This window comes from Pseudonocardia sp. NPDC049635 (assembly GCF_040659795.1).
In the GTDB taxonomy this organism is placed as follows: domain Bacteria; phylum Actinomycetota; class Actinomycetes; order Mycobacteriales; family Pseudonocardiaceae; genus Pseudonocardia.
On record NZ_JBFAON010000040.1, the window covers coordinates 13943 to 39341 of the forward strand.

At 72.4% G+C, this 25399-nt stretch carries 24 protein-coding genes; 14 read left to right on the forward strand and 10 right to left on the reverse strand.

Going from position 1 to position 25399, the window contains the following annotated elements:
* A complete protein-coding gene (locus AB0J24_RS27660) occupies positions 1–978 on the forward strand; it encodes a glycosyl hydrolase (protein WP_358686726.1) in 978 nt (325 codons plus the stop codon).
* Here AB0J24_RS27660 and AB0J24_RS27665 read toward each other — a convergent pair whose 3' ends face one another.
* The 5 genes from AB0J24_RS27665 to AB0J24_RS27685 form a co-directional block, all read right to left on the reverse strand.
* Entirely contained in the window at positions 979–2079 is a 1101-nt protein-coding gene (locus tag AB0J24_RS27665; RefSeq protein WP_358686728.1) for a glycosyltransferase, read from the reverse strand.
* A gap of 25 nt (positions 2080–2104) precedes the next feature.
* A complete protein-coding gene (locus tag AB0J24_RS27670) occupies positions 2105–2740 on the reverse strand; it encodes a hypothetical protein (RefSeq protein ID WP_358686729.1) in 636 nt (211 codons plus the stop codon).
* A 143-nt stretch (positions 2741–2883) separates the two neighbouring features.
* Positions 2884–3996 (reverse strand): glycosyltransferase, encoded by a 1113-nt coding sequence (locus AB0J24_RS27675; protein ID WP_358686730.1) that lies wholly within the window; start codon positions 3994–3996, stop codon positions 2884–2886.
* Positions 3993–4718 (reverse strand): polysaccharide deacetylase family protein, encoded by a 726-nt coding sequence (locus AB0J24_RS27680; RefSeq protein ID WP_358686732.1) that lies wholly within the window; start codon positions 4716–4718, stop codon positions 3993–3995. The genes AB0J24_RS27675 and AB0J24_RS27680 overlap by 4 nt, the downstream gene beginning before the upstream one ends.
* The gene (locus AB0J24_RS27685; RefSeq protein ID WP_358686733.1) at positions 4715–7675 is read right to left on the reverse strand and encodes a lipid II flippase MurJ; all 2961 of its coding nucleotides are present in this window, start codon (positions 7673–7675) and stop codon (positions 4715–4717) included. Before AB0J24_RS27685 ends, AB0J24_RS27680 begins: the two co-directional genes overlap by 4 nt.
* Positions 7676–8068: 393 nt before the next feature.
* On the opposite strand from AB0J24_RS27685, the gene AB0J24_RS27690 reads away from it, so the two are divergent.
* Complete coding sequence (locus AB0J24_RS27690) at positions 8069–9517, forward strand: sugar transferase (RefSeq protein ID WP_358686734.1); 1449 nt, start codon at positions 8069–8071, stop codon at positions 9515–9517.
* A 30-nt stretch (positions 9518–9547) separates the two neighbouring features.
* Here the strand turns inward: AB0J24_RS27690 and AB0J24_RS27695 are convergent, their stop codons facing one another.
* Positions 9548–10228 (reverse strand): GPP34 family phosphoprotein, encoded by a 681-nt coding sequence (locus AB0J24_RS27695; protein WP_358686735.1) that lies wholly within the window; start codon positions 10226–10228, stop codon positions 9548–9550.
* Between the two features lie 56 nt (positions 10229–10284).
* Positions 10285–11385 carry a hypothetical protein gene (locus tag AB0J24_RS27700; RefSeq protein WP_358686736.1) on the reverse strand — a complete coding sequence of 367 codons (1101 nt, stop codon included), beginning with the start codon at positions 11383–11385 and terminating at the stop codon, positions 10285–10287.
* A gap of 46 nt (positions 11386–11431) precedes the next feature.
* On the opposite strand from AB0J24_RS27700, the gene AB0J24_RS27705 reads away from it, so the two are divergent.
* A complete protein-coding gene (locus AB0J24_RS27705) occupies positions 11432–11746 on the forward strand; it encodes a hypothetical protein (protein WP_358686737.1) in 315 nt (104 codons plus the stop codon).
* Between the two features lie 404 nt (positions 11747–12150).
* Here the strand turns inward: AB0J24_RS27705 and rfbA are convergent, their stop codons facing one another.
* Positions 12151–13038: a glucose-1-phosphate thymidylyltransferase RfbA gene (gene rfbA / locus AB0J24_RS27710; RefSeq protein ID WP_358686739.1), complete on the reverse strand. Its 888-nt coding sequence runs from the start codon at positions 13036–13038 to the stop codon at positions 12151–12153.
* Complete coding sequence (gene rfbD, locus AB0J24_RS27715) at positions 13035–13877, reverse strand: dTDP-4-dehydrorhamnose reductase (protein ID WP_358686740.1); 843 nt, start codon at positions 13875–13877, stop codon at positions 13035–13037. The genes rfbA and rfbD overlap by 4 nt, the downstream gene beginning before the upstream one ends.
* A gap of 76 nt (positions 13878–13953) precedes the next feature.
* Here rfbD and rfbB point away from each other — a divergent pair, with 76 nt between their 5' ends.
* Genes rfbB through AB0J24_RS27730 form a run of 3 tightly spaced genes read left to right on the forward strand, consistent with a single transcriptional unit; the run spans position 13954 to position 16904 of the window.
* Positions 13954–14925, forward strand: a complete 972-nt coding sequence (rfbB, locus tag AB0J24_RS27720) for a dTDP-glucose 4,6-dehydratase (protein ID WP_358686742.1) — start codon at positions 13954–13956, stop codon at positions 14923–14925.
* Complete coding sequence (rfbC, locus tag AB0J24_RS27725) at positions 14922–15527, forward strand: dTDP-4-dehydrorhamnose 3,5-epimerase (RefSeq protein ID WP_358686744.1); 606 nt, start codon at positions 14922–14924, stop codon at positions 15525–15527. The genes rfbB and rfbC overlap by 4 nt, the downstream gene beginning before the upstream one ends.
* 9 nt (positions 15528–15536) lie before the next feature.
* Positions 15537–16904: a UDP-glucose/GDP-mannose dehydrogenase family protein gene (locus tag AB0J24_RS27730; protein WP_358686745.1), complete on the forward strand. Its 1368-nt coding sequence runs from the start codon at positions 15537–15539 to the stop codon at positions 16902–16904.
* On the opposite strand, the gene AB0J24_RS27735 is transcribed toward AB0J24_RS27730, so the two are convergent.
* Positions 16874–17797 carry an NmrA family NAD(P)-binding protein gene (locus AB0J24_RS27735; protein WP_358686746.1) on the reverse strand — a complete coding sequence of 308 codons (924 nt, stop codon included), beginning with the start codon at positions 17795–17797 and terminating at the stop codon, positions 16874–16876. The two genes, AB0J24_RS27730 and AB0J24_RS27735, sit on opposite strands and share 31 nt — an antisense overlap.
* Before the next feature lie 93 nt (positions 17798–17890).
* Here AB0J24_RS27735 and AB0J24_RS27740 point away from each other — a divergent pair, with 93 nt between their 5' ends.
* From AB0J24_RS27740 to AB0J24_RS27775, 8 genes are all read left to right on the forward strand, one after another.
* Positions 17891–18466 (forward strand): helix-turn-helix domain-containing protein, encoded by a 576-nt coding sequence (locus tag AB0J24_RS27740; RefSeq protein WP_358686748.1) that lies wholly within the window; start codon positions 17891–17893, stop codon positions 18464–18466.
* A gap of 84 nt (positions 18467–18550) precedes the next feature.
* Entirely contained in the window at positions 18551–19876 is a 1326-nt protein-coding gene (locus AB0J24_RS27745) for an MFS transporter (RefSeq protein ID WP_358686750.1), read from the forward strand.
* A 10-nt stretch (positions 19877–19886) separates the two neighbouring features.
* Entirely contained in the window at positions 19887–21341 is a 1455-nt protein-coding gene (locus tag AB0J24_RS27750; protein ID WP_358686751.1) for a DUF2252 domain-containing protein, read from the forward strand.
* A gap of 11 nt (positions 21342–21352) precedes the next feature.
* Positions 21353–21589 (forward strand): hypothetical protein, encoded by a 237-nt coding sequence (locus tag AB0J24_RS27755; protein ID WP_358686752.1) that lies wholly within the window; start codon positions 21353–21355, stop codon positions 21587–21589.
* Positions 21576–22058: a DUF5130 family protein gene (locus AB0J24_RS27760; RefSeq protein WP_358686753.1), complete on the forward strand. Its 483-nt coding sequence runs from the start codon at positions 21576–21578 to the stop codon at positions 22056–22058. The genes AB0J24_RS27755 and AB0J24_RS27760 overlap by 14 nt, the downstream gene beginning before the upstream one ends.
* A 143-nt stretch (positions 22059–22201) precedes the next feature.
* Positions 22202–22867 (forward strand): response regulator transcription factor, encoded by a 666-nt coding sequence (locus AB0J24_RS27765; RefSeq protein WP_358686754.1) that lies wholly within the window; start codon positions 22202–22204, stop codon positions 22865–22867.
* A 183-nt stretch (positions 22868–23050) separates the two neighbouring features.
* A complete protein-coding gene (locus AB0J24_RS27770) occupies positions 23051–24610 on the forward strand; it encodes a HAMP domain-containing sensor histidine kinase (RefSeq protein WP_358686756.1) in 1560 nt (519 codons plus the stop codon).
* A 357-nt stretch (positions 24611–24967) separates the two neighbouring features.
* On the forward strand, positions 24968–25150 hold the full coding sequence (locus tag AB0J24_RS27775; RefSeq protein ID WP_358686757.1) for a hypothetical protein: 183 nt from the start codon (positions 24968–24970) through the stop codon (positions 25148–25150).
* Positions 25151–25399: the final 249 nt, after the last annotated feature.

The following is a 25399-nucleotide window of genomic DNA, read 5'->3' on the forward strand; positions in this document are numbered from 1 at the left end:
ATGGCGCGCCGCACCACGCCGATTCTGGTGGCGGTGCTCACCGCGCTGATCACCGGTTGCGTCGCGCCGGGGACGCCCGCGGGTGAGGACACCGGACTCGGTGGGGTGTTCGAGCGCCGGCAGCTGTTCGGTGCGTTCCTCGGGTCCGATGCCGAGGGCGTCCGGCGGATCCCGGGTTTCGAGGAGTTCCTCGGCGGTGTCGACACCGAGGTCGGTCACACCTACCTGCCCGGGGAGGGCTGGACGGACGTCGAGGGACCGGACTACATCCTCGACCCCTGGGCGGAGTGGCAGCGGCAGAATCCGGACGACCTGTTCGTGCTCAACGTCCCCATGGCCGACCGGAACGAGGCCGACCTTCCGGACGAGGAGGTCGCGGAGCTGCTCCGGCGCGGCCGGGCGGGGGAGTTCGACCACCACTTCACGCTCCTCGGGGAGCGGTTGGTCGAGCGGGGGCTCGGTCGGGCCGTCATCGTCCCTGGGTGGGAGATGAACGGCGAGACCTACTCGCACCGCTGTGGGCCCGATCCCGAGGCCTGGCAGGGCTACTTCCGCAACGTCGTCACCGCCATGCGTGCCGTGCCGGGGCAGGACTTCCGTTTCGACTTCACGGTGAACCGGGGAACCGACGACGTCGACTGGACGTCCTGCTATCCAGGGGACGACGTCGTCGACATCATCGGCATGGACACCTACGACCAGGGACCTGGGCGGACGTTCGACGATTTCGTCGAGCAGCCTCTCGGGCTTCGTGAGCATGCCGACTTCGCGGCGGCCCGGGGCAAGCCGGTGTCGTTCCCCGAGTGGGGGCTGTTCCGCAACGGGGACAACCCGGAGTTCATCCGACGCATGCACGATTGGATCGCCTCGCAGGACACCGTCTACAGCACGCTCACCGACTACTGCCCGCACGGGGTGTTCTGGTGCACCGACAACCCCCGTTCCGCCGAAGTGTTCCGGGAGCTGTTCGGTAGCTGATCAGTTCCCGGTACGCCCCTCGGCGACAGCGACCGTGAGGGCAGCCAGGTTTTCCCAGGTCCGGGAGGCGTCGAAGGCACGGGCCAGCCGCGCCGCCGCGGCTCCCTCCCTGATCGCGAGTTCCGGGCGCGCCAACCGTGCCTGCAGGGCCCGTGCAAGTCTCTCGGGGCAGTCCGGCGGCACCAGCTCACCGACCTCCGGGATGATCAGCTCGCTGAGCCCGGGGACGTCGGACGCGACGACCGAACGCCCCGTGGCGAGCGCCTCCATCGCGGTCAGCGAGAGACCTTCCCACCGGGAGGGGAGTGCGACGACGTCGGCCGCGGTGTAGTACCGCTCGATGTCCGTGGCCGGGCCGATCCGCCACACCCCCGCAGGCGCGGTCCCGGTGGCAGTGTCGTTCCCGCCCCCCACCAGGACCAGCAACGCCGTCGGATGGTTCCGGTGAACCACGTCCCACGCCGCGATCAGGACGTCTTGCCCCTTCTGGCGGGTGAGCCGACCGGCGCACACCACGACCGGGACGTCCTGCGGGATCCCCAGCGCGCGGCGTGCGGCCGTTCGGCCGGACGGCCCGTGGTCGGTGAACCGGGTGAGGTCCACCCCGTTCCGGATGACGGTCAGCGGTCCACGGATCCCGGCCTGACGCCCCTGGTCGGCCTCCCCGGTGCCGCAAGCGACCACCCTCGTGCACCACCGCACCGCCCACCGCTCCCAGGCCAGGGCAGCCCGACGCTGAGGCCCCCGGGCAGCCAGCCACGACCACCCGTGGGGTTGGAAGAGCGTCGGGACACGGCCGCGAAGGCTCAACCGTCCGGCGAGCCCGGCCTTCGACGAGTGCAGGTGCACCACATCGGGGCTCAGGTGTGCGGCGACCCGGGCCAGAGCACGGGTCTCCTCGGCGAGGGCGGGTCCTGGCTCCCGGGTGGCGGCCCAACGGACGTGCTCGATGCCGGCGGCGGTCAGCGCACCGGAGAGGAGCCCGTCCCCGGGGCAGGCGACGTGCACCTCCCATCCGAGTTCCCGCTGGTGGCAGGCGGCGGCCAGGACGTAGCCGTAGACCCCCGCCACGGTGGGCTGGGCGACGTGCAGCACCCTCACCGCGGGACGCCTCCGGGTCGCCGGTTCACCGCTGGACCATCGACGGACCGGACCGGCCGTAACCGTTGCGCGCCTCGACCGAGCCGCCGACGGGTGGAGGGAACGGCCCCGGGCCGGGCGGCGCCGCGGGCACCGGCGGCGTTCCACCACCGATCCGGTCCGACAACGCGAACACGACGAGGGTGGTCACCAGGAGCCCACCCGCCCCGCCGACGAGAGCGAGCAGCCCGGCGGAAGCCGAGGACGGACTGAGCGGGGCGACCGCCGGTGCGAACACCGAGAGCCGGACCCGGGTGTCCGGGGAGCGCTGGTTCGCGAAGGCGACCAGATTGTCCGCGACGGCGTTGGCCGCGACGTGCGTGCGCTCCGGGTCGGGGCCGGTCCCCGCGATCTCGATCATGGGCGCGTCGGGTGAGGTCTGGACCTCCACCATCCTGGTCAGCTCGGCAGCGGTCAGCCCGAGCTCACGGGCCGCCGGGGCGAGCACGGCTCCCTCGGCAGCGATCCGTCCGAACGCCGAGGCGAAGGCGGTCGCCTGGAGGTGGTCGCCGCTCTCGGCACTGACTGCGACGAATGCCGCCGCCCGGTAGGTGGGGCCGGCGAGCACCCCGTAACCGGCTCCGGCGACCGCTCCGAGGACCACGCCCACGAGGATCAGCACCGTCCGTCTGATCGAACGATTATTCAACAATCCGAGTGCCCTCCTCGCTCGCGCTGGGCGTCCTACAGGGGCAACCAACCTGGCCGTCTCGGCGGTCGCGCCGTCGTCGGGCGCCGCCGACTTCTCCGGCGTGCTTCCTTCGTTCACCGTGATGACCTTCCCGTGTGGGACGAGTGGTGCGTGTCGGTGATCCGGCGATAGACCCCGTCGAGCTCGGTGGCGATCTCCCGGATGTCGTGTCGCCCGATGCCCGGGGGTGGTCGCCGGTCGAGGTGGCGGGCGAGCAGGGTCACCAGCGCCGCTGCGAACTCGTCGGGGAGGGGAGCGATCCGTAGATGGCGTTCCCCGTCGGCGAGTTCGTCGAGCACCGGGCCCGCGACGTAGGCGATCGGCAACCCGGCTGCCGCCGCCTCGAGCAGCGCGAGCCCGAACGTCTCGGCCGGGGACGGTGACGCGAGGACGTCCATGGCGGACATGAGGGCCGGTACCTCGGCCGACTCGCCGACGAAGACCACGCGATCCCCGACCCCCGCAACCCGCGCCCGTGCCTCCAGTTCCTTCCGTTGTGGCCCGCGGCCCACGACGAGTGCGGTCGTACCCGGCAGGCGGGGCAGCGCGTCGATCAGCACGTCGAATCGTTTCGTCGGGTCGAGCCGCCCTACCGCACCGACCACGGGGCGGTCGGGCGGAATGCCGAGGTCGGCCCGCACCCGGGCCCGTTCGACCGGGTCGAAGGCGTGCCGTTCAAGATCGATTCCGTTGCGCAACAGGGTGATCCGTGAAGGTGGCACGCCCCATTGGCGCAACCTCTCGACGACATCGGGAGAGACGGCGATCGTCGTGCGGCCGAGCCGTTCGGTGGCTCGGTAGAGGCCACGTACGCCGGGGCGTCCCACCGGTCGGCCTTCGATGAGGGCGCTGCCGAGGGAGTGTTCCGTCGCGACGACCGAGCGGACACCTGCGAGGCGGGCGGCGACCCGCCCGAACACGCAGGCCCGGTAGAGATGGGTGTGCACGACGTCGAAGCGACCCCGCCGGATGAGCGAGGCGAGCCGGCCGACGGCACGAAGGTCGGTGTTGCCCGCCATGGCGATGTGGTGGACGGGGACGTCGTCGGCGCGCAGGGCGGTCGCCACGATCCCGGGGTTGCTCAGCGTCGCCACCTCGGCGGCGACGGTCCGGTGACGGAGCAGCGCGAGGAGCTGCTGCTCGGCCCCGCCGGCGTCCAGGCCGGTGATCACGTGCAGCACCTTCATACCGGTGTCCTCGTCGTACGCAGCGCACGCAGTCGCTGTCGCAGTGCCTTCGCCCGCAGCCGTGCCGCGCGGTCCCGCTCGCCGACGAACAGTCGCGGAAGGGCGTGGCGGTTCGCCGCACCCCCCGGGTGGATGGCGACGGCGTGGTCGTATCCCGTCGTCCGGCTCGCGTGGATCTCCCGCGTGCCGGCATGACCGTAGGGGTAGGCGAAACCGCGTACCCGGACCCCGGCGACGTCGGAGAGCTCGTCGCGGCTGCGTTCCAACTCGACCCGGAGCTCGGCCTGTGAAACGCCGGGCAGGGAGACGTGCGCGACACCGTGCGAGCCGATCTCCATCCCGGCGGTGGCGCAGGCACGGAGCTCATCCGGGGTCATGAGCCGCTTTCGTGGGCCGGGGCGGTCCCACTCGTTGGTGCCGCCGAGGCGGCCGCTGAGCGCGTACACGGTGGCGGTGCACCCGTGCCGTTGCAGGACAGGCACCGCCTCGTGCAGGAAGTCGGCGTAACCGTCGTCGAAGGTCAGTCCGACGAGTCCCCGTGCGGTCCCGGTGTCGTGCGCGCGCAGCAACTCCGTCACCCCCACCCCACGCATTCCCCGGCCGCGGAGCCAGCGCATCTGCGCGTCGAACCGCCCGGGCGTCACCGTGACCTGGTAAGGGTCCGAGTCGTACTCCGACACGGAGTGGTACATCCAGATCTGCGGCCAGTTCGTCATCGTCATGGGGCCGGTTCCTTTCCGAGGAAGTGCCGGAGCGGGGGTAACCCTCCGGTCGTCGTGGCGGTCGCGACGAACGTCAGGACCATCGCCCCACCGCCCACGGCCACCGCTGCGAGGGAGTGCGAAGGGGTCGTCAGCCAGGAGACGACGAGCCCCACCACCGCCGTCGCGGTCACCGCGGGAACCAGCCGGCCCAGGATGGAACCGATGGCCCGCGGGTGCACCGCCTGCGCACGGGAACGGCGAGCGAACAGCAGGCCGACCGCGGTGACGGTGATCCCCGCCGCGTTGCCGGCGGCGATACCCGGGGCGCCCCACCACACGGCGCCCAGGGCGGCCACCGCGGCGGTCACGGCCAGGCCGGCGCCCATCATCGCGGCCGGGAAGTAGGTGGACCGGCCGGTGAACAGGGCCCGGCAGAACAGCTCGACCAAGGCCTGGCCGAGCAGGCCGAACACGTAGATCCGGAGGATCGCCGCGGTGGCTGCGGTGTCGGCCGCGACGAACGCTCCTCGCTCGAACAGCAGTTCCACCACACGCGGGGCGAACACCAGCAGGAAGACGGTGGACAGCAGCACCACACCACCGACGATGCGGACGTCGGCCTCCATACGTCTGCGGGCGGCGGACTCTGCCCCGCTGGTGAGGCTGCGTGCCAGCAGCGGGAACGTGACGACGGCCAGGATGAGGGCCAGTGACGAGGGGAGCTGGCCGATCTTCTGCGCGTAGTTGAGATGCGAGATCGTCCCCGGTTCCAGGGTCGAGCCGACGAACCGCTCGACGTAGACCTGTGCCTGCCGGGACAGCGTGTAGACGGCGATCGGCAAGAACGCGCCACTGCCGATCAGCGCGGTGCGCAGCACGATCTGTCGTGGGAGCGGAACCCGCCGGAGGTAGGCGGGCAGTTGGACGAGCAGCATCAACCCTGCGCCGACGGTGACGCCGACAGCCGCCGAGAGGATCCCGAGCCGCTCGTGGAGCAGAACGATCGAGCCGATGATGCCGGTGTTGAACGCGACGGAGATCGCAGCGGGTGGCCCGAACACCAGATGGGCGCGCAGGGCTCCGGCGGCGAACCCGGCCAGACCGAGCAGCAACAGGCTGCCCGCCACGATGCGCATGGCCTGCACACCGAGTTCGGGGACGGCGAGGCCGGGCGCGAGGATCCGCACCAGCCAGGGGGCGGTGGCGAAGACGATCGCCCCGGTCACGGCGAGACCGACGAGGAGCCTGGGCAGCATGAATCCGACGAGGCTCCGGACCGCCTCGCGCGGTGCGGCGGAACCGGAGCCGAGGAACGGCTCCGGCGGAGTGGTCAGCGCCCGGGTGAACGCCGGGACGAGCAGCAGCGCCATCGCCCCGTCGATCAGCAGGGGCACCGCCGACTCGGCGATCGTCCAGGCGACGAGAAAGGCGTCGGTTGTTCCGTCCGCACCGAAGTAGGAGGCGAGCAGCAGGTCACGGGCCACCCCGCCGACCGACCCGAGCCCGATCAGGGCTGTGGAGATCACCGTCGCCGTGAGGATCATCCGGGACTCGCTGCTGCGCTCCGGCGCAGGCCGGGAGGTGGCCGGGCGATCTGTCCTTGCGCCTGGTGGGCGGACGGGCGTCGCCGGGTGGATCGGCGGGCCGACCGGCGTGGCGGACCCTGCAGTGCTCGGCGTGGCCGATGCGGCCGGTCGGGCGGCGAAACCGTAGGCCGCACCGAGGCCCAGCACGACCGCGCCGACCACGCTGGTCGACCCGCCCGTGTCCGCATAGAGGAACTGCACCACCTGCCAGGCGCACAGGCCGAGGACCGCGAGTCCGGTCGCGATCTCCGCGGGCTCCCTCGCCCGGACCAGTCGTCGGGTCGTGGCGATCACCGGCGCTATGAGCAACCCGACCAGGGCGGTCGCTCCGAGTAGGCCCTGCTCGGAGAGGACCAGCAGGTACTGGTTGTGCGGGGAGAGCAGCTCCTGCCGGACGAAACCGACCCCGGGTTGGTCGGTGTCGCTGGCCGACGACAGGCCGAGCGGGGCATGCGCGTCGCGCAGCGCCGGGAAGCTCCGCATGCCGCCCCCCACGACCGGGTGCTGTTCCCAGATGGAGACCGCAGTGCCCCACAGGTGGTAGCGGTCGCCGACGGACGAGTCGGGGGAGCTGACCGACGAGGTGAGGCTGCCCAGGCGCTCCCCGATCATCCCGGCGCCGAGCCCGAAACCGCCGACCAGGACCGTCGCGATCGCCACGAGCAACACGGTGACCTGCAGGAGCCGCTTCCAACCGAGCCACGCCAGGACCACGAGTGCTGCCACCCCGGTCGCCAGCCAGCTACCGCGGCTGAACGAGAACGCGAGCGGGGCGCTCAGTGCGACCGCGGCCACCACCAGGGTGGCTCGCATCCGGCGCGTACCCGGGGCTACCGCACCCGCCAGTGCCACCAACAGTGCGAAGCTGACCATCGTGGACATGGCCATGATCTCTTGCGGGCCGAACGTCCCCACCGCCCGGACCGTCTCACCGCCGATGGATGCGCCGGTGCCGGTGACGTACTGGACGGTCCCCACGATGCCCTGGAGCGTGCCTGCCCCGAGGACGGCCGCCAGTACCACGACGATGTCACCTCGGTCGCGGAGCGACAGCAGCACCGCGACCGGGACGAGCACGAAAAGCTGCAGGTAGCGGACCAGGCCGGGAAGGGCGGCCGTGACATCGGTGGCGACCAGGGTGGAGGCCACGGCACCGGACGCCACCGCTACGAACACCAGTGCCGCTGGGAGGGGCAGCGTGTGGCGTCCAGCGAGCAACTGGATCCCGATCATTCCGACCAGGGCGAACGAGGCGAGGTCGGCCACGGAGAAGGTGGACCCACCCACCTGGAAGCCGGGCCAGGGGAGGCACACCGACAGCACGATGCCGGCGACGAGTAGGGCGGACGGACTCGTGGGTGCCTCGATGTGGGGCAGCAACGCCGACATTCGGGTTCGGTTCGGACGGCGCCCCGCCGGCGCGGTCACCGGCCCACGAGGTGGCGTACCGACGGCGAGGCCCGCCGCCCCCGTTCTCATGGTTCGACGATCTCCGAGGAGTTCGCCTGCCGGTGGCTCTGTAGGCGACGGCCCGGTTCCTGCACGTCCCGTCCGGGTGTCGGGGCTGCCGATCCACTCACGGTTGCAAGGTCGAAATCGCTCTACGTAGCGTTACTCCTGGGCCGGTGAGATTGCGCCGATCAGGTGTAACGATGGGGTCCAGTTGCCGCTCTATGGCTGCATCGCTCGGCTGAGAACGTCATTCGGGTGAAACATCCGGCAGTGTTCGAGCGAGCATCACTGCGATCGTCGCTGCAGCTCGAGCACTCGGAGGACACGAACGTGAGCGCTGTCGAGCACCTCCGCGGAGTGGGCCTCTCGCTCCCGGAGCCGGAGTCGTCCGCGGATGTAACAGAACGTAACGAATCGGCCACGATGGAATCCGGGGATGTGCGCAGGCCCCGTGGCGGTCGGATCCGCGCGTGGATGGTGGTCGGACCCGTCGACGGGCTTCTCCTGCTCTCCCCGTTGCTGTGGGCACCGGAGCAGGCGGGCGCCATCATCGCAATGGCGTTGCTGTCGCTGTACCTGTTGTTCGGCCGGGCACACTACCGCGCGCGCCTTCATCTCAGTGTGCTCGACGAGCTCCCCTCAGTGGTGGGCACGCTGCTCTTCTCCACCGCAGTGGTGGCCACGGTGACCGCTGTCCGGTCCGAGACGGGTGCTGTCCTCGGATTCCTGGAGAACGCGGCGGTCGCGGCGGGGCTGGTCATCCTCGGCCGTGTCCTGGTCACCCAGGTCATCCGATGGAGCAGGATCCGGGGGTACACACGCCATCGGACCGTTGTCATCGGCGGGGGAGCGGTGGCCGCGGACCTCTGCCGTGTGCTCGGCCGGGACCGGCGCTATGGCCTGGAGGTCGTGGGTTTCGTCGACGACGGTTCGGACTGCCCGGCCGAACGCTGGGTGCCACGGCTGGGCTCGCTCGCCGAGCTGGAGAGCGTCGTGTACCGCGAGGGAACCCGGGTGCTGATCGTCGCCGACGGCGAACTCTCCGAGACCGAGCTGGTCGAGGCGGTCCGCACTCCGGAGTGTGTTGGGTGCGATCTGCTCGTCGTCCCTCGGTTGCACCACTTCCAGACGCAGGCCGTTCTGCCTGACCACATCGGGTCGATACCGATCATGCGCATCAAGGCGCCGACCTTCGGTGGGCCGGCCCGTTGGGTCAAACGCCTCGCCGACATCGTGGTGGCGGGCGGCCTCATCGTCCTGGTGCTGCCGGTGCTCGCTCTCTGTGCCCTGGCCGTGCGGATCGAGGGTGGGCCGGGAGTGATCTTCCGGCAGCGACGTGTCGGCCAGGGGGGCCGGGAGTTCGACTGCTTGAAGTTCCGGTCCATGCGGCCCGTCGACGAGTCGGAGTCCGCCACGCAGTGGTCGATCGCGCAGGATGACCGGGTCGGGCGCGTCGGACGCATCTTGCGCCGCACCTCGCTGGACGAACTGCCGCAGCTGTACAACATCCTCCGTGGGGACATGAGTCTCGTCGGACCGCGACCTGAGCGGCCTCACTTCGTTTCCCGGTTCTCTGCCGAGTTCGACCGCTACGCCTATCGGCACCGGGTGCGAGCCGGGCTGACCGGGTTGGCACAGGTGAACGGCCTGCGCGGAGACACCTCCATCGCCGACCGGGCACGCTATGACAACTACTACATCGAGAACTGGTCGCTCTGGCTTGATTTCAAGATCCTCGTCCGGACGTTCGCAGAGGTTCTTTTCGCCCGCGGCCGGTGACCCGCGTGTCCTCGGGTCACCGGCCACCGCTCACCCCGCCCCCGACGTCGTGGCGACCACGGTGGCGGTGACGGCCGCCATCGCCGCCGCCACCGCGGCGTCGTACTGCGCCTTCACGACGGGGTTGTGCTTCAGGTCCTTCGCGATCGCCGCCGCCCGCTTCACCCCGATCTTCCGCTCGGTCGGGTCGGCCCCGGCCAGCGCGGTCTTCACCTGCGAGGTCGAGTGGAGCAGCGCGATCAGCAGCGCGTCGTGCGCGTCCGGCTCGATCCCGGTGACCAGGACGGCGCGCAGCCGCTCGCGCAGCGCGCGCTCCGGCGCCGGATCGAGCGCGGGCAGCCGGGTGGTGCGGAACAGCCCGAGGACCTTGCCCTCCTCGCGGCTGAGCACCCCGTCGTCGACCAGCCGCTCGGCGACCAGCTCGGCCGGCTTGGGATGCTTCCACGGCAGCGTGTTCACCCAGTGCCAGACGTGGCGCGGCTTGCTCTCGGCGGCGACGAGGTCGTAGACCTTCCGCAGCGCCGGGTGCTCGGGTGCGCGGTCACCCGGGTGCACCCGCTTCTTCTCGTCGACGGTCACGGCGCCGCTCTCGATCAGGTCGCAGATCAGCGCGCCGTGCAGGGCCGACGGGTCGAACCAGCCGTCGGACTTCCCCGTCTCGTCGTGCAGGCCGATGAGCAGCAGTTCCTCGCTGAGCAGTAGATCCCCCATGACCACAGGACCGTAATCGGATCGGGCCCGCCGCACCTCCTCCGCGAGAACGAGCTCTACGGCCGCGCCAGGACCTCCGGCGGGCCCATCGCGTCCGGTCCGCGCCGGTCGGTCCGCAGCTCCACGGTGACCTCCCGGGACCCGCCGCCCGGTGCCCGGGCGTGCAGCGAGGCGTGCACCCGGTACACGTGCTCGGCCGTGCGCCCGATCCGCAGCAGGCCGAATCCCTCCGGGTTCCCGCGTCCGAGCCCGGCCAGCGACACGGCCAGATCGCGCCCGTCCGGGTCCGGCCGGGTCACCGCGCGACTGCGCAGGTCGCCGATCCGGGCCAGTGGCGCGCCGGGCGCGTACGGGTCACGGACCGCGGACCCGCCCGACATCGCCCGCAGCAGCCTCGCCGGGACCGCGAACAGCGTCTCGAACAGGGTGGATCCGGCGACCAGCGACATCGGCGAGGACACCAGTTCCAGCAGCGGCAGCGACGGCGCGTGCCCGACGTAGCTGGAGTGGATGTCGCCGCCGACGGTGACCGTCGGGCGTCCGTCGCGGGCGGTGACCAGGCCGTCCCAGAGCCGGGCGTACTGGTCGGGGTAGTCGGCGATCTGCAGGTCGATCGCGCGCTCCACCCGGGAGCCGAGCGGGCGGTCGCGCGACCGCGTCCGGTACGGCGGTACCAGCAGCGGCTGGGGGGTGACCAGCACCAGCACGGGTGCCTCGGCGGCGACGGCGAGCACCTGCTCCAGCGCCGCGGCGTCGACGAACGCCGACAGCCCCGGGTCGTCGGTACGCCGGGTGCGCCGGGTCCGGGTGTCGAGCAGCACGATCTGCACGTCGTCGAGGTCGATGCGCTGCATCACCTGGTTCAACGGCCGGTGCACCCGCCCCGCCGGGTCGTGCCGCGGCGGGCGGTGCGGGTCCGAGGCCGGGTCGTCGTCGAACTCTCCGCGGGTGATCCGCCCGGTGTCGCGGTCGCGCACGCTGGGGGTCTGGAACGAACCGTAGAGATCGAACGCGGCGCGGCCCCAGGCGTCCCACTCGTCGGGGTGCGGTGGGTGGTAGCTCTGCACGAGCGGGTCGTCCGGCGCCGGACCGGGATCGGCCGGTACGGGCACCGGGTCCCCCGGACGCCGCCGGGCCGCCGCCAGGTACCGGCGCACGGTGCCGACGGCTGCGCGGGCGATGTTGGTGTAGGAGTGCCGGGCGGTGACCGAGGACTGCGGCCAGTTGTTCCAGAACTCGTGGTCGTCGGGCAGGAACCAGCCCGTACGTCCGTGGGGTGCTGCGGGCCATCGTCCCGTAGAACTTCGCCGGCGCGTCGGCGTAGACCTGGTCGCCGGTCAGCAGCGTCAGGTCCGGTTCGGCGACCTCGTCACGCAGCCGGCGGAACGCGCCGTCGAGGGCGTTCGTGGTGTCGGCGTCGTAGCAGGATCCGACCAGTGCCGTGAGCGAACCGCCGACCTCGATCCGCTGCGGCAGGGTCCGCACCCGGCAGGACGCGCGGCGGTGCTCCTCGCGTAACCCGGCGACCGGGTCGAGCTCCACCGACGCGGTGCCCCAGGCGTCCGGGTGCGGGTGGTCGACGACGACGTGGCCGTGGAAGAACCGGGTGCCCGTCCGCCAGCCGGTGACGGCGCGTTCGGAGTCGAAGCCGAAGCGGAGCAGCTCGGTGCGCACCTGCGCCTCACCGGTGGCGTCGGTGACCCGCACCGTCGCGGTCAGCGTCTCGGCGGCACAACCGTGCACCAGCGTGCCGATCCACAGCCGGACCTGCCGGGTCCCCGCGTCCTTCCCGACGACGAGCAGCCCCGGCTCGATGTCACCCTCGGGCCCGCCACGGTGCCCGAGCAACCACTGCCCCAGCCGGAACAGGGCGTGCTGGAAGTGCCGCACCGGCGCCGTCGCCTCGGTCACGCCCCGGCCCGTCAGCTGCGGAACTGCTCGGCGACACCCATCACGTACTCACCGTAACCGGAGCCGGCCTGGCGGGCGCCGAGGGCGTGACAGGCGTCGGCGTCGATGAAACCCATCCGCAGCGCGACCTCCTCGACGCAGGCGATCCGCACACCCTGCCGGTTCTCCAGCACCCGGACGTACTGGCCGGCGTCGGTCAGCGACTCGTGGGTGCCGGTGTCGAGCCAGGCGAAACCGCGGCCGAGATCCTGCAGCTCGGCGCGGCCCTGCTCCAGGTAGACCCGGTTGACGTCGGTGATCTCCAGCTCGCCGCGCGCGGACGGGGTGATCGACGCGGCGATGTCGGCGACCTGGGAGTCGTAGAGGTAGAGCCCGGTGATCGCCCGGTCGGAGCGGGGGTTCACCGGCTTTTCCTCGATGGAGACGAGCCGGCCGTCGGCGTCGGCCTCGCCGACGCCGTACCGCTGCGGGTCGCGGACCGGGTAGCCGAACAGCACGCAGCCGGTCCGCCCGCTCACGACGTCGGCGACCCGGCGGCGGAGCAGGCCGCCGAACGACGCCCCGTGGAAGATGTTGTCCCCCAGCACTAGCGCCGACGGCCCGCCGCGAACGTGCTCGGCGCCGATCACGAACGCCTCGGCCAGCCCGTTCGGGCTGGGCTGCTCGGCGTAGCCGATCTCCAGGCCGAGCTCGGAGCCGTCGCCGAGCAGCCGCTGGAAGCCGGGCAGGTCGTGCGGGGTGGAGATCAGCAGGATCTCCCGGATCCCGGCCAGCATCAGCGTGGTCAGCGGGTGGTAGATCATCGGCTTGTCGTAGACCGGCAGCAGCTGCTTGGAGACGGCCCGGGTGAGCGGGAACAGTCTGCTTCCGGTGCCACCGGCGAGGATGATCCCCTTCACGACCGGCCCCCCTGGTGGGCGTCGAGGGCGTCGCGCCACGACGGCATCGTGACCCCGGCCCGGGTGAGCAGGCTCAGGTCGAGCACCGAGTTCGCCGGGCGGCGGGCCAGCTGCCGCCCCGCCGCGTAGTCCGCGGTGGACACCGGGCGGACGTCGTCCGGGTCACGGCCGTGCCGGGCGAACACCTCGCGGGCGAGCCCGTGCCAGCTGACCGGCTCACCGTCGTTGGTGACGTGGACGGTGCCGCGTTGCCGCCCGGCGAGATCCACCAGCGCGGCGGCCAGGTCGCCGGCGAACGTGGGCCGCCCGATCTGGTCGTCGACGACCGCCGGGGCGGCACCCTCCCGGGCGAGCCGGGTCATCGTCGCCACGAAGTTCGCGCCGTCCCCGACCACCCAGCTGGTGCGGACGATCAGGTGCTCGGCGCCGCTCGCCCGCACCGCGAGCTCGCCGGCGGCCTTGGACGCTCCGTAGACGCCGAGCGGGGAGAGCGGTGTGTGCTCGGGCATCGGACCCGGGGCGGTGCCGTCGAAGACGTACTCGGTCGAGAGGTGCACCAGCAGGAACCCGTACCGGTGCGCGGCCTGCGCGAGGTGCGCGGGGCCGAGGGCGTTGACCCGCCACGCCGCGGCGGGCTCGGTCTCGGCCCGGTCGACCGCGGTGTGCGCGGCCGCGTTGAACACCACCTCGACACCGGTGAAGTCGTGGCCCCCGACGGCCACCGGGTCGCCGATGTCGAGTCCGTCGCGGCCGAGGGCGAGCGCCTCCGGCATCGCCGCGGTCAGGGCCCGGCCGAGCTGTCCGTCCGCTCCCAGCACGCACGCACGCACACCGGTCACCTCCCTCGCCCTCCGTGCCGTCCGTCGGAGCGACTCTGACACGCTGGCCTGCGGACACCGGCGACGGGGAGGGCGAATGCGGATCGTGGTGACCGGGGGTGCAGGGTTCATCGGATCGCACCTCGTGCGCACGGTGCTCGCCGACCGGCACCCGTCGCTGGACGGGGCCGAGGTCGTCGTGCTCGACGCCTTCACCTACGCCGGCCGGATCGAGAACCTCGCCCCCGTGCGCGACTCCCCGCGGCTGCGGGTCGAGCACGCCGACATCCGCGATCCCGGCCGGGTCCGCGACGTCCTCACCGGGGCCGACCTGGTGCTGCACCTGGCCGCCGAGACGCACGTGGACCGTTCGATCAGCGGGGCGGCGGGCTTCGTGACCACCAACGTCGTCGGCACCCAGGTGCTGCTGCAGGCCGCGCTCGATCTGGGCGTGGGCCGGTTCGTGCACGTCTCGACGGACGAGGTGTACGGCTCGATCGAGGACGGCTCGTGGCCGGAGACCGATCCGCTGGAGCCGAACTCGCCGTACGCGGCCGCCAAGGCGGGCAGCGACCTGCTGGCGCGGGCGTACCACCGCACGCACGGCCTGGACGTCGTGGTGACCCGCTGCTCGAACAACTACGGTCCGTACCAGTTCCCGGAGAAGGTCATCCCGCTGTTCGTCACGAACCTGCTCGACGGGCGGCCGGTCCCGCTCTACGGCGATGGTGCCAACGTGCGGGACTGGCTGCACGTCGACGACCACTGCCACGGCATCGCACTGGCCGCGGCGAAGGGCCGGGCCGGCGAGGTCTACAACATCGGCGGTGGCACCGAGCTGACCAACCGGGAGCTGACCCATCGGCTGCTGGCCGAGGTGGGCGCGGGCGAGGACATGATCGAGCGGGTCCCGGACCGCAAGGGTCACGACCGCCGCTACTCGGTGGACTGGTCGAAGATCCGCGACGAGCTGGGGTACGCGCCGCGGGTGCCCTTCGACGAGGGGCTGGCCGCGACCGTGGCCTGGTACCGGGACAACCGCGACTGGTGGGAGGCGCTGCGCAGGTGAAGGCCACCGAACTCTCCGTCGACGGAGCGTGGCTGTTCGAGCCGACGACGTTCCCGGACGAGCGCGGATCGTTCACCGCGCCGTTCCAGGGCCCGGCGTTCCGGGAGGCGCTCGGGTTCGACCTCACCGTGGCCCAGGCGAACCAGTCGGTGAGCCTCCGTGGGGTGATCCGTGGTGTGCACTTCGCCGACGTGCCGCCGGGTCAGGCCAAGTACGTCTACGTCGCCGAGGGCGCCGTCCGCGACGTCGTCGTCGACCTGCGGGTGGGATCGCCGACCTTCGGCCGGTTCGAGGTCGTCGAGCTCGACGCGCGGTCGCTGCGGGCGGTGTACCTGGCCGAAGGGCTGGGGCACGCGTTCCAGGCGCTGACCGACCGGGCGACGGTCGGATACCTGTGCTCCACCCCGTACGCACCGGAGGCCGAGCACGGCATCGACCCCCTGGACCCCGAGCTGGGGCTGCCCTGGGCGGACGGCGTCCCCCCGGTGCTCTCGGCGAAGGACCGCGGCGCCCCCACCCTGCGACACGCGTTGGACACCGGGCTGTTGCCCTCCCGCGACCTCTGCGATGTCCGGTATCGGCAGCTCCGGGTCGATGGCTAGTCTCCGGCCATGGCGCGGAGCGACGAGCTTGCCGGATCACCGGGTCCACCGGGGGAGGCGCTGAAGATCTCGGTCATCGGCTGCGGCTACCTGGGTGCGGTGCACGCCGCCTCCATGGCCGAGCTGGGGCACGAGGTCGTCGGGGTCGAGGTCGACGTCGAGAAGGTCGAGACGCTGGCCGCGGGCCGGGCCCCGTTCTTCGAGCCCGGTTTCGAGGAGCTGCTGCAGCGCTCGCTGGCCTCGGGCCGGCTGAGCTTCTCGTCGGACATCAAGGCGGCCGCCGGGGCGGCCGTGCACTTCGTGTGCGTCGGCACCCCGCAGCGTCGCGGCGAGTACGCGGCGGACCTGACCTATGTGGAGGCGGCGACGGCGTCGCTGCTCGACGTGCTCGGCCCGGGCGAGCTGGTGGTCGGCAAGTCCACCGTCCCGGTCGGGACGGCCGCCCGGCTGGCCGAGCTGGTCGCCGACCGGGTGCCGGACGCGGCGCTGGCCTGGAACCCGGAGTTCCTGCGCGAGGGTTTCGCGGTCCAGGACACGCTGCACCCCGACCGCCTCGTCTACGGGGTGCCGGACGGGGGACCGGTCGACGCGGAGGCACTGCTGGACCGGGTGTACGCGCGGATCGTCGCCGACGACACGCCGAAGGTCGTCACCGACTACGCGACCGCCGAGATGGTGAAGACCGCCGCCAACTCCTTCCTGGCCACCAAGATCTCCTTCATCAACGCGATGGCCGAGCTGTGCGAGGCCACCGGCGCCGACGTCAAGCAGCTCGCCGACGCGATCGGGCACGACGACCGGATCGGCCGCAAGTTCCTCAACGCCGGTCTCGGGTTCGGCGGCGGCTGCCTGCCCAAGGACATCCGCGCGTTCATGGCCCGGGCCGGCGAGCTGGGCGCCGACCAGGCACTGACCTTCCTGCGCGAGGTCGACAACATCAACATGCGGCGCCGGATCCGGATGGTGGAGCTGGCCCGCCAGGTGTGCGACGACTCGCTGCTCGGCAAGCGGATCGCCGTCCTGGGTGCCGCCTTCAAGCCGGACTCCGACGACATACGCGACTCCCCGGCCCTCAACGTCGCCGCCCAGCTGCAGCTGCAGGGCGCGAGCGTGCGGGTCACCGATCCGCGGGCGCTGCCGAACGTGCGCAGGCAGTGGTCGCAGCTCGACTGCGTCGACACCCCCGAGGAGGCCGCCGAGGGTGCCGACGCGGTGCTGCTGCTCACCGAGTGGCGGCAGTACAAGGAGCTGGACCCGGCTGCGTTCGGCACCGTGGTGCGGACCCGCCGGGTGCTCGACGGCCGCAACGCGCTCGACCGGGAGGCGTGGGAGGCCGCGGGCTGGACCTACCGGGCGCTGGGCAGGCGCAACGTCTGACGCCGGGCGATCGCCCACTCGGTGAACCCGGTGGCGGGCAGGCCCAGGGCCCGGACCGTCTGCGGATCGGCCGGGGACGGGTGCTCGGCCGTGAACTGCTGCGCCCGGAGGAACATGTCGGGCAGTCCCGCGCCGCGTGCGGCGTCCGGATCGTCGGAGACCGTGATCGCGAGACCCCAGGCGTCGGACAGGGCGGCCGCCGCCGCACGGAAACTCATCCGCTCGCCGGCCAGCTCCAGCACGACGCCGTCGAACCGGTCCGGGTCGGCGAAGGCTGCGGCCGCCGCGGCTCCGATGTCGGCCACCGCGACGAACGGCTGCTCGACGTCGGCGTCAGCGGCCAGCACCATCCGTTCCGGGTCGCCGCCGGGGGTGTACATCGAGGGCGGCAGGAAGTTCTCCATGAAGCCCGCGGGGCGCAGCACGGTGACCCGGGTCGCGCCGCTGCCGGTGAGCAGCCGCTCGGCCCCGAGCTTGGTCCGCCAGTAGTGCACGAGTGCCGTGCCCCAGACCTCCGGGTCGACGGCACCGGCGAGCCCGTGCTCCCCGGCTCCGCTCACCGAGGTGTGCACGACCTGTTCGATCCCGGCCGCGCGCACCGCGTCCGCGATCGCACGGGCGTGCCGCAGCTCAGCGTCGCCGAGCAGGTCCGCGAGGTCGGGCATCTGCACCGAGAACACCGCCCGGGCCCCGCGGGCCGCCGCGACCACCGACGCCGGGTCGTCGAGATCGCCCTGTACGAGCTCGATCCCGGCGTCGGCGAGCCCGCGGGCCGGATCGGTGCCCGGGTCGCGGACCAGGGCGCGGACCGGTCGCCCGGCTGCCCGCAGTGCCCGGGCCACCGCACCGCCCTGCTGTCCGGTCGCACCCGTCACGAGTACCGCGTCGTTCATCGTCGTCCTCTCGTCGCCGAAACGGAGAAGCTCTCCGGTTCGTGTCGGCTACGATACGGAGAGCCCCACCGTTTGTCGAACGAGGAGTTGCCGATGCCCCCGACCGCTGGTCGCGCCGACCGCAGGCGGAACCGGGAGCGTCTGCTCGCCGCCGCCGCCGAGGTGTTCGGCCGGGACGGGGCGGCGGCCCCGCTGGAGGAGATCGCCCGCAGCGCGGGCGTCGGTTCGGCGACCCTGCACCGGCACTTCCCCTCCCGCCGGGACCTGCTCGAGGCGGTGTGCACCGACGGCGTGGAACGGCTCTGCGTGCGCGCGGACGAGCTCGCCGCCGAGGACGACGCCGAGGCGGCCCTGTGGACCTGGCTCGACGAGCTCGTCCGCTACGCCTCGACGACCCGCGGTGTGGTCGGAGTCCTGCTCGCGGAACCGCCCGGGCCGCAGCGTCCGCTCTGCCAGAGCAGCCGGCTGCACGACGCCCTCGAACCGCTGTGGGCGCGTGCCACCGCAGCCGGAGCCGTGCACCCGGAGGCCGGCGTCGACGACCTGCTCACGCTCGTGAACGGGATCTCGCGGGTCACCGACGACGACCCGGAGGCCGGCAGCCGGCTGCTGGCGCTGCTGCGTTCCGGCGTCGGTTCGAACCACCACCGATCGGCCACGCGAGGGTGACGTGCAATGCCGCTGCGTGATCGACTGATCGCGCAGCGGCACGAGGACGGGACTCGGCGCCGCACCGGAACGAGAGGCCGACGCGTGGGTACCGAACTGCGTGCTGTCATCGACGACGCCCCGATGCGCCCCTTCCAGTGGCGGGCGATCGCGATCTGCGTGTTCCTGAACGTGCTGGACGGCTTCGACGTCCTGGTCATGGCGTTCACCGGCCGGACCGTCGCCCAGGAGTGGGGGCTCAGCGGCACCGAGCTGGGGCTGTTGCTCTCCGCCGGACTGGTCGGGATGGCGGCCGGCTCGCTCGCGCTCGCCCCGGTCGCCGACCGGGTCGGTCGACGACCGGTGATCCTGGTCGGGCTGCTGATCGCCGGCGGCGGGATGCTGCTGTCCTCGATCGCACCGTCGGCGTGGGCGCTGGGGGCGCTGCGGGTGCTGACCGGGTTCGGCGTCGGCGGGGTGGTCGCCTGCAGCACCACGATCGCCACCGAGTACGCCGCGCGCCGCTGGCGGCCGCTCGCGGTCGGTCTGGTCGGCATCGGCTACGCGGGCGGCGGGACGCTCGGCGGCCTGCTCGCCGTCACCATGATCGACGCTTTCGGCTGGCGGGCGGTCTTCCTGACCGGCGGCATCGCCACCCTCGTCGCCGTGCCGGTCGTGCTGTTCGGGCTGCCCGAGTCGATGCAGTTCCTGCTCACCCGCCGCCCGTCCGGGGCGCTCGGCCGGGTCAACGCGCTGCTGGCCAAGCTGCGGACGCCGGCGCTGTCGGAGCTGCCCCCGCCGGTCACCGGTGCGGCCGCGGCCCGTGGCTACCGTGCTCTGCTGGTGCCGGGCGTGCGGCCGACGACGCTGCGCCTGTGGGCGCTGTTCTTCCTGGTCATGGCCGGTTTCTACGTCGTCACCAGCTGGACGCCGACGCTGCTGGTCGAGGCCGGGTTGTCCGAGTCGCAGGGGCTCACCGGTGCCACCCTGCTCAACCTGGGCGGGATCTTCGGCACCCTGCTGCTGGGCCTGCTGGCCGCGCGCTGGGCGCTGCGCTCGGTCCTCACCGGGTACATGCTGCTGACCGGCGTGCTGCTCGCGGTGTTCCTGCCCGCACTGAGCTGGCTGGCGGTGGCGTTCACGGTCGGCATCGTGATCGGGGTCGTGGTCAACGGCTGCGTCGGCGGCATGTACGCGCTGACCGCGACCGCCTACGACGACGGCATCCGGGCCACCGGTGTCGGTGCGGCCATCGGGATCGGCCGGATCGGGGCCGTGGTCGCACCGACGGCGGCCGGTGCGCTGCTCGACGCCGGATGGACACCGAACGCGCTCTACCTCGCCTGCGCGGTGCTGTTCGCGCTGGGCGCCGCGGTGCTGCTCACCTTCCGCCCGGCGGTGTCCCGTGCGACGGCGACCGGACTGCACTAGGAACGCGGGCATGACCTCGCATCCGGTGCTCACCGGCTCCGACCGGGAGTCCTACGGCTCGCTGCGCCGCCGGTCCACGCCGCGCGCCGAGCGCTACCGGATCGGCCGCAGCCTGCGCAGGACCGCGCCGCGGTCCACGCTGGCGTCCTGGGCGTCGGCGCTGCGCCGGGTCGATCCGATCGACCTGGTGGAGGCGACGAACGCCGGCCGGGTGACCGAGCTCGTCCCGCTGCGGATCCAGCGGATGAGCGCGTCCCCGCACGCGTTCCTGCGCGGCGCGGCAGCGCTGCACGCCGCCGACTTCGCGGTGCTGCCCGCCACCGGCATCCGCCCGGTCATCTGCGGTGACGCCCACCTGGGCAACTTCGGTTTCTACGCCTCCCCGGAGCGGGAGCTGGTCTTCGACCTCAACGACTTCGACGAGGCCCATCCCGGTGCCTGGGAGTGGGACCTGCGCCGGCTGGTCGCGTCCACCTGGACGGCGGGGCGCGACTCCGGGGCGTCCGAGCAGCAGTGCGAGGAGGCCGTCCGCCGCTGCGTACGCTCCTACGCCGAGCACCTGAAGCAACTGGCCGAACAGCCGCTGCTGGGCCGCTCGTTCGACGTCATGGACGTGGACACGCTGCGCTCCGACACCGGCCACGCGAAGACCCGGCGGGCCATCGACAAGGCTGCCGAACGCGCCCGTACCCGGACCAGCGACCGGGCGCTGCCCCGGTTCGTCACCGGCTCGGCGGAGAGCGGCGGGGAGCGCCGGATCGTCACCGAGCCGCCGCTGATCACCCACCCCGACGACGAGCACACCGAGCGGATCATGGCCGCGCTCGACGGCTACCTGGAGACCCTGCCGCCGCACTGGGCCCGGATCCTGGGCGGCTACCACGCCGTCGACGTGGCCCACAAGGTCGTCGGCGTCGGGTCGGTCGGCCTGCGCGCCTATCTGGTGCTGTGTGAGGGGTCCAGCCCGGACGACGTGCTGTTCCTGCAGCTCAAGCAGGCCAGGCGGTCGGTGGTCGCACCCTACGTGCACGGTACCGAGGCGTGGCACGCCCACCAGGGCCAGCGCGTCGTCGAGTACCAGCAGGCGCTGCAGACGGTGTCCGATCCGCTGCTCGGCTGGACGACCATCCCCAGCCGGACCCACGGCGTCCAGCAGTTCTACGTGCGTCAGTTCCGCGACATGAAGGGCGCGATCGTCCCGGACCGGCTGGACGGGCCCGCGCTCGCCGACTACGCCGCGGTGTGCGGTCAGCTGCTGGCCAAGGGGCACGCCCGCACGTCCGGTGCGTCGATGATCGCCGGATACCTGGGCGGCGGCGGCCGGGTCGCGGACGCGTTGTGCGCCTTCGCTCGCGTCTACGCCGACCAGACCGAAGCCGATCACGACGCCTTGCTCCGTGCAATCCGCTCCGGGCGCCTGTCGGATCGGACACCTGGGCAGGTGCCGGGCGGCGCGATCGGCTAGGTTCTGCCCCCGTGACCGTCGTCGAGACACTCCTGGTCTACGTGGTCGTGCCGGTGGTTCTGTACTTCGCGGTCTGGGGATGGATCGCAGTACGCAGCCGGAGCGGCCGCTCCCGCGACACCGCGGGGGACCCGTGGCCGTACGAGCCCCTGTTCTGGATCGCCAACCCGGCCGGTGCCGCGCACGAGACGGCGCACGCCCCGGCGGACGGCAGCGACGCGCGAGGAGGTACCGGTGGGAAGTGGTAGCGGCGTCGCCGTGTTCCAGGGCAATGAGGACGAGCTGCCCGAGGGCGCGGTCGTCACGAACTCCGGTCGCCTCTCGGTGGCCCGCGAGTTCCACGAGCCGGACCCGTCCGAGCAGCCGTTCACCCCGGTCCAGCTCGCCCGTCTGGACGACGCGCTGACCCTGACCAGCCGGGAGACGGGCCTGCGGTTCGCGCTCTACCTGGGCGATCTCGGTGACGATCCGCGCCGCACGGCGATCGACCTGCACAGCCGGATCGAGGGCTACAACGACGCCGTCCTGGTCGCGGTCAGCCCCGCGCAGCGGGTGCTGGAGATCGTGACCGGGGCCGAGGCGAAGGTGCGTCTCCCCGATCGCGGCGCCAAGCTCGCGCTGATGAGCATGGTGGCCTCCTTCAAGGAGGGTGACCTGTTCAACGGACTTCTGTCCGGTCTGCGGATGCTCGCCGATCAGGCCGGCACCCGGCACTGACCGGCGCCCTCCATCGCGGACGGCCGCGCGGTCGCTCGGCGGGACGGGCGAACCAGCCGCGTGTCCGGTATGCGGACGACACCACGGCGGACCGAACGGTTCTAAGGTGTCTTTATGTCGCGCCCTGGGGAGGCGGTCACGGGATGACCGCCGGGAGCCCGATCCTGATCGTCGACGACCACGAACTGGTCGGCTCGGCGCTCGCGCTCAACCTGCGTGTCGAGGGTGAGGACGCCGTCTTCCATCCGGTGCGGTCGGCGGCCGCCGTGCTCGAGCGGGCCCGCAGCGGGCCGCCCGGACTGATCGTCCTGGACCTGGACCTCGGCCGGGACGCCGACGGGAACCGCATCGACGGTGTGCGGCTGGTCCGTCCGCTCGTCGAGGCCGGTTGGCGCGTGGTCGTGCTGTCGGGCAGCTCCGACGCCGGCCGGGTGGGGGCGGCGCTGGATGCCGGCGGTTTCGTGTTCGTACCCAAGAACGCCCCCTTCCCCGCGTTGCTCACTGCGATCCGGGAGGCCCGGGCGGGACGCTCCGTGATGCCGCCGGGGCGTCGCGAGCAGCTCATCAAGCTGCACCGGGACCGGGAGAGCGAGCGTCGCGAACTCCACGGCAAGCTCGACAAGCTCACGCAGCGCGAGCGCGAGGTGCTTGCCCTGCTGGCGGGCGGAAAGCGTGCGCAGGCGGTGGCCGACCACTTCGTGGTCTCGCTCGCGACGGTCCGGACCCAGATCCGGGCGGTCCTCACCAAGCTCGAGGTCGGCTCCCAGCTGGAGGCCGTAGCGCTTTATCGGAAGGCAGCAGGAATCTGACCTGCGAGTACCCTGAATGGGCCTATCCTGTTGGGGCGAAAGGTCCTAATCTGGACCGAACGTGATGGCCCGTACGCGCTGGAGCGACAAGCCCGTACGTCCGCAAGGGTGACTCCCTCTCGCCTTGTGTCGACGCCGCCATAAGATTGACCACTCATCAATCTGACGAATACGGAGCGTAACGTGGCGGCCGGCAGCTTCAGCGGCGTCCTCGGGCGGCACCGCCGCGCGCGGTTCATCGCGGGGCACCTCGCTGATCTCCTCGTCGTGGTCACGCTGTGTGTCGTCGTCGTCGCGATCACCCGGCCCCGGGTGGTCGAGGGCTGGATCAACGTCGCGACCGCGACGGCCGTGCTCACGCTGGTCGCCGCGGCGTTCGGGTCGGCCGCAGCGATCGTCGCCCTGGTGACCGGGCGGCTCACCGGTGATCCGCGGCCGTCCTGGTTCGGGGCCGCGCTGCTGCTCTACGGCGTCGTGCTGCTGCCGATGTCGGCCCTGGTGGTGCAGAGCGAGCCGGACGGTGTCGCCCGCCTCGCGGTGCTGTCGATGCTGATCGTGGGGCTCTGCATCCTGATCGCGGCCCTGCGCCCGCCCGCCCGGCTCGGCGCCTGGGGCGGCTGGGTGCTGGTCGCGCTCGCCTTCGCCGTCGGCGCAACGGTCGCGCTGCAGGAGGAGAGCCGGTTCACCACGCTGCTCGCCGGCAGCCCGCTGACCTCGCTCGTCGCGCAGGCCGGTTGGGCGACGGTCGCGGTGCTGTTCCTGCTCGACGGTTACCGCAGGCAGAGCCGGGTCCGGGCCCGCCTCGGCCTCGGGCTGCTGGTGATCGCGGTGTCCCAGCTCTACCGCACCGTCGTCCCGTCCGAGCCGGCGACCGGCCTGGCGTACCCGTCGCTGCGGATCCTCGGCATGGCCGTGGTGCTCTCCGCGCTGCTGACGATGGCGCTGCGCGCGGTCAGCCGGTTGCAGGACGACTACGACCGGCTGCAGGAGACCCTCGGTGATGCCACGCTGCTGCTGGAACGGGCCGCCGGACAGGCCGCGGAACGCGACCACGAACTGCGCAACGGTCTCGCCGGTCTCGCCGGTGCCGCCTACCTGCTCGCGCACGGCAGCGACGACGAACGGACCGGTCAGCTCCGTGACGCCGTCCTGGCCGAACTCGGCAGGTTGCGCGAGATGCTGGAGAACCCGGTGACCGCGCACGTCGAGGAGCCCCCCGCCGCCCCGGTGGCCGACGAACGGGGCGCCGAGCTGCTCGATCTGGGCCCCGCGTTCAGCCCGTCGGGCGAGCCGGGACCGGCGCAGGCGCCGGACTCGCACCGGGTGGACGTCGTGCTGCGCCAGCTCGTGAGCCTGCGGGCCGAGCAGCCGATCAGGCTCGCCGTGGAGGAGGATCTCCCGGTGGTCGCGGCACCGGACACCGTCACCCGCCAGGTCGTCACCAACCTGCTCGCCAACTGCGAGCGGCACGCGCGCGGCGCACCGGTCGAGGTCCGGGGGCGCTGCGCGGACGAGCCGGGATTCGTGACGGTCGAGGTCCGCGACGAGGGACCCGGTCTCCCGGGCGGGCAGGACGAGCTGGTGATCACCCGCGGCGTGCACGACGAGCAGGCCGGTGGTTCCGGCCTCGGGCTGCACATCAGCGCCCAGCTGGCCCAGGAGTACGGCGGTGAGCTGGTGCTCCGCACGGCGCACGACCCGCGGGGCTGCCTCGCCGTGCTCACCCTTCCGGCCGTCACCTGATCGGGGCGTTCGGCCCGCTCGACCTGCAGGTCAGGACACCGAGGGCTACTTCGGAGCAGAGAGTCGTTCCCCGGAAGCCCGTTGTGATCCCATACTGGACCCCGACGGTGTCCGCCGAGCGACGACGCCCGGGTCGCCGTCCGTACGAAGGAGGAGGTCACCATGGCGCACCCGCACGACGGCGCAGAGGGTACAGCCGGCTCGCGGCCGAACGGACGCCGCTCGACGTCGCACTCCACGACCCCCTCGGCAGCGGTTCTCACACCACCGACCGGCCTGCCGGCGGTCGAGCCGACGGCTCCGCCGCAGATCCCGGCGCAGCGCGGGCCCACCGGGCCGGGCGTGCCGCCGCGTCCGGTGGACGACGCCGGAGTGCGGCTCTGCGCCTGCGGGCATCCGGAGGAGATGCACGAGCACTACCGGCCCGGCACCGACTGCGGCGCCTGCGGCTCACGGGCCTGTGGCTCGTTCCGGCTCGACGGGTTCGACGACCGGCCGTCGAACCCGCTGCGCAGGCTGCTGCGCCGCCGTCACGGCTGATCGGCCGGCGCCGGCGGCTCGCCCGGACGGCTCGGCGCCGGCGGGTCGGCTGATCGTCGGCCCTCGGCCGCGCAGCGCGGCACCGGCCCACCGGCGACGGCATCGGCCCACCGGCGGCACCGGCTCACCGGCGGCGGCTCCGGTCCACCGGTGACGGCTCCGGTCCACCGGCGGCGGCTCCGGTCCACCGGCGGCGGCTCCGGTCCACCGGCGGCGGCTCCGGTCCACCGGCGGCGGCTCCGGTCCACC

Coding starts and splice junctions, on each gene's coding strand:
- AB0J24_RS27660 (WP_358686726.1), top strand. CDS start 1: ATGGCGCGCCGCACCACGCCGATTCTGGTGGCGGTGCTCACCGCGCTG.
- AB0J24_RS27675 (WP_358686730.1), bottom strand. CDS start 3,996: ATGAAGGTGCTGCACGTGATCACCGGCCTGGACGCCGGCGGGGCCGAG.
- AB0J24_RS27680 (WP_358686732.1), bottom strand. CDS start 4,718: ATGACGATGACGAACTGGCCGCAGATCTGGATGTACCACTCCGTGTCG.
- AB0J24_RS27685 (WP_358686733.1), bottom strand. CDS start 7,675: ATGTCGGCGTTGCTGCCCCACATCGAGGCACCCACGAGTCCGTCCGCC.
- AB0J24_RS27695 (WP_358686735.1), bottom strand. CDS start 10,228: ATGGGGGATCTACTGCTCAGCGAGGAACTGCTGCTCATCGGCCTGCAC.
- rfbB (WP_358686742.1), top strand. CDS start 13,954: ATGCGGATCGTGGTGACCGGGGGTGCAGGGTTCATCGGATCGCACCTC.
- AB0J24_RS27730 (WP_358686745.1), top strand. CDS start 15,537: ATGGCGCGGAGCGACGAGCTTGCCGGATCACCGGGTCCACCGGGGGAG.
- AB0J24_RS27735 (WP_358686746.1), bottom strand. CDS start 17,797: ATGAACGACGCGGTACTCGTGACGGGTGCGACCGGACAGCAGGGCGGT.
- AB0J24_RS27740 (WP_358686748.1), top strand. CDS start 17,891: ATGCCCCCGACCGCTGGTCGCGCCGACCGCAGGCGGAACCGGGAGCGT.
- AB0J24_RS27750 (WP_358686751.1), top strand. CDS start 19,887: ATGACCTCGCATCCGGTGCTCACCGGCTCCGACCGGGAGTCCTACGGC.
- AB0J24_RS27765 (WP_358686754.1), top strand. CDS start 22,202: ATGACCGCCGGGAGCCCGATCCTGATCGTCGACGACCACGAACTGGTC.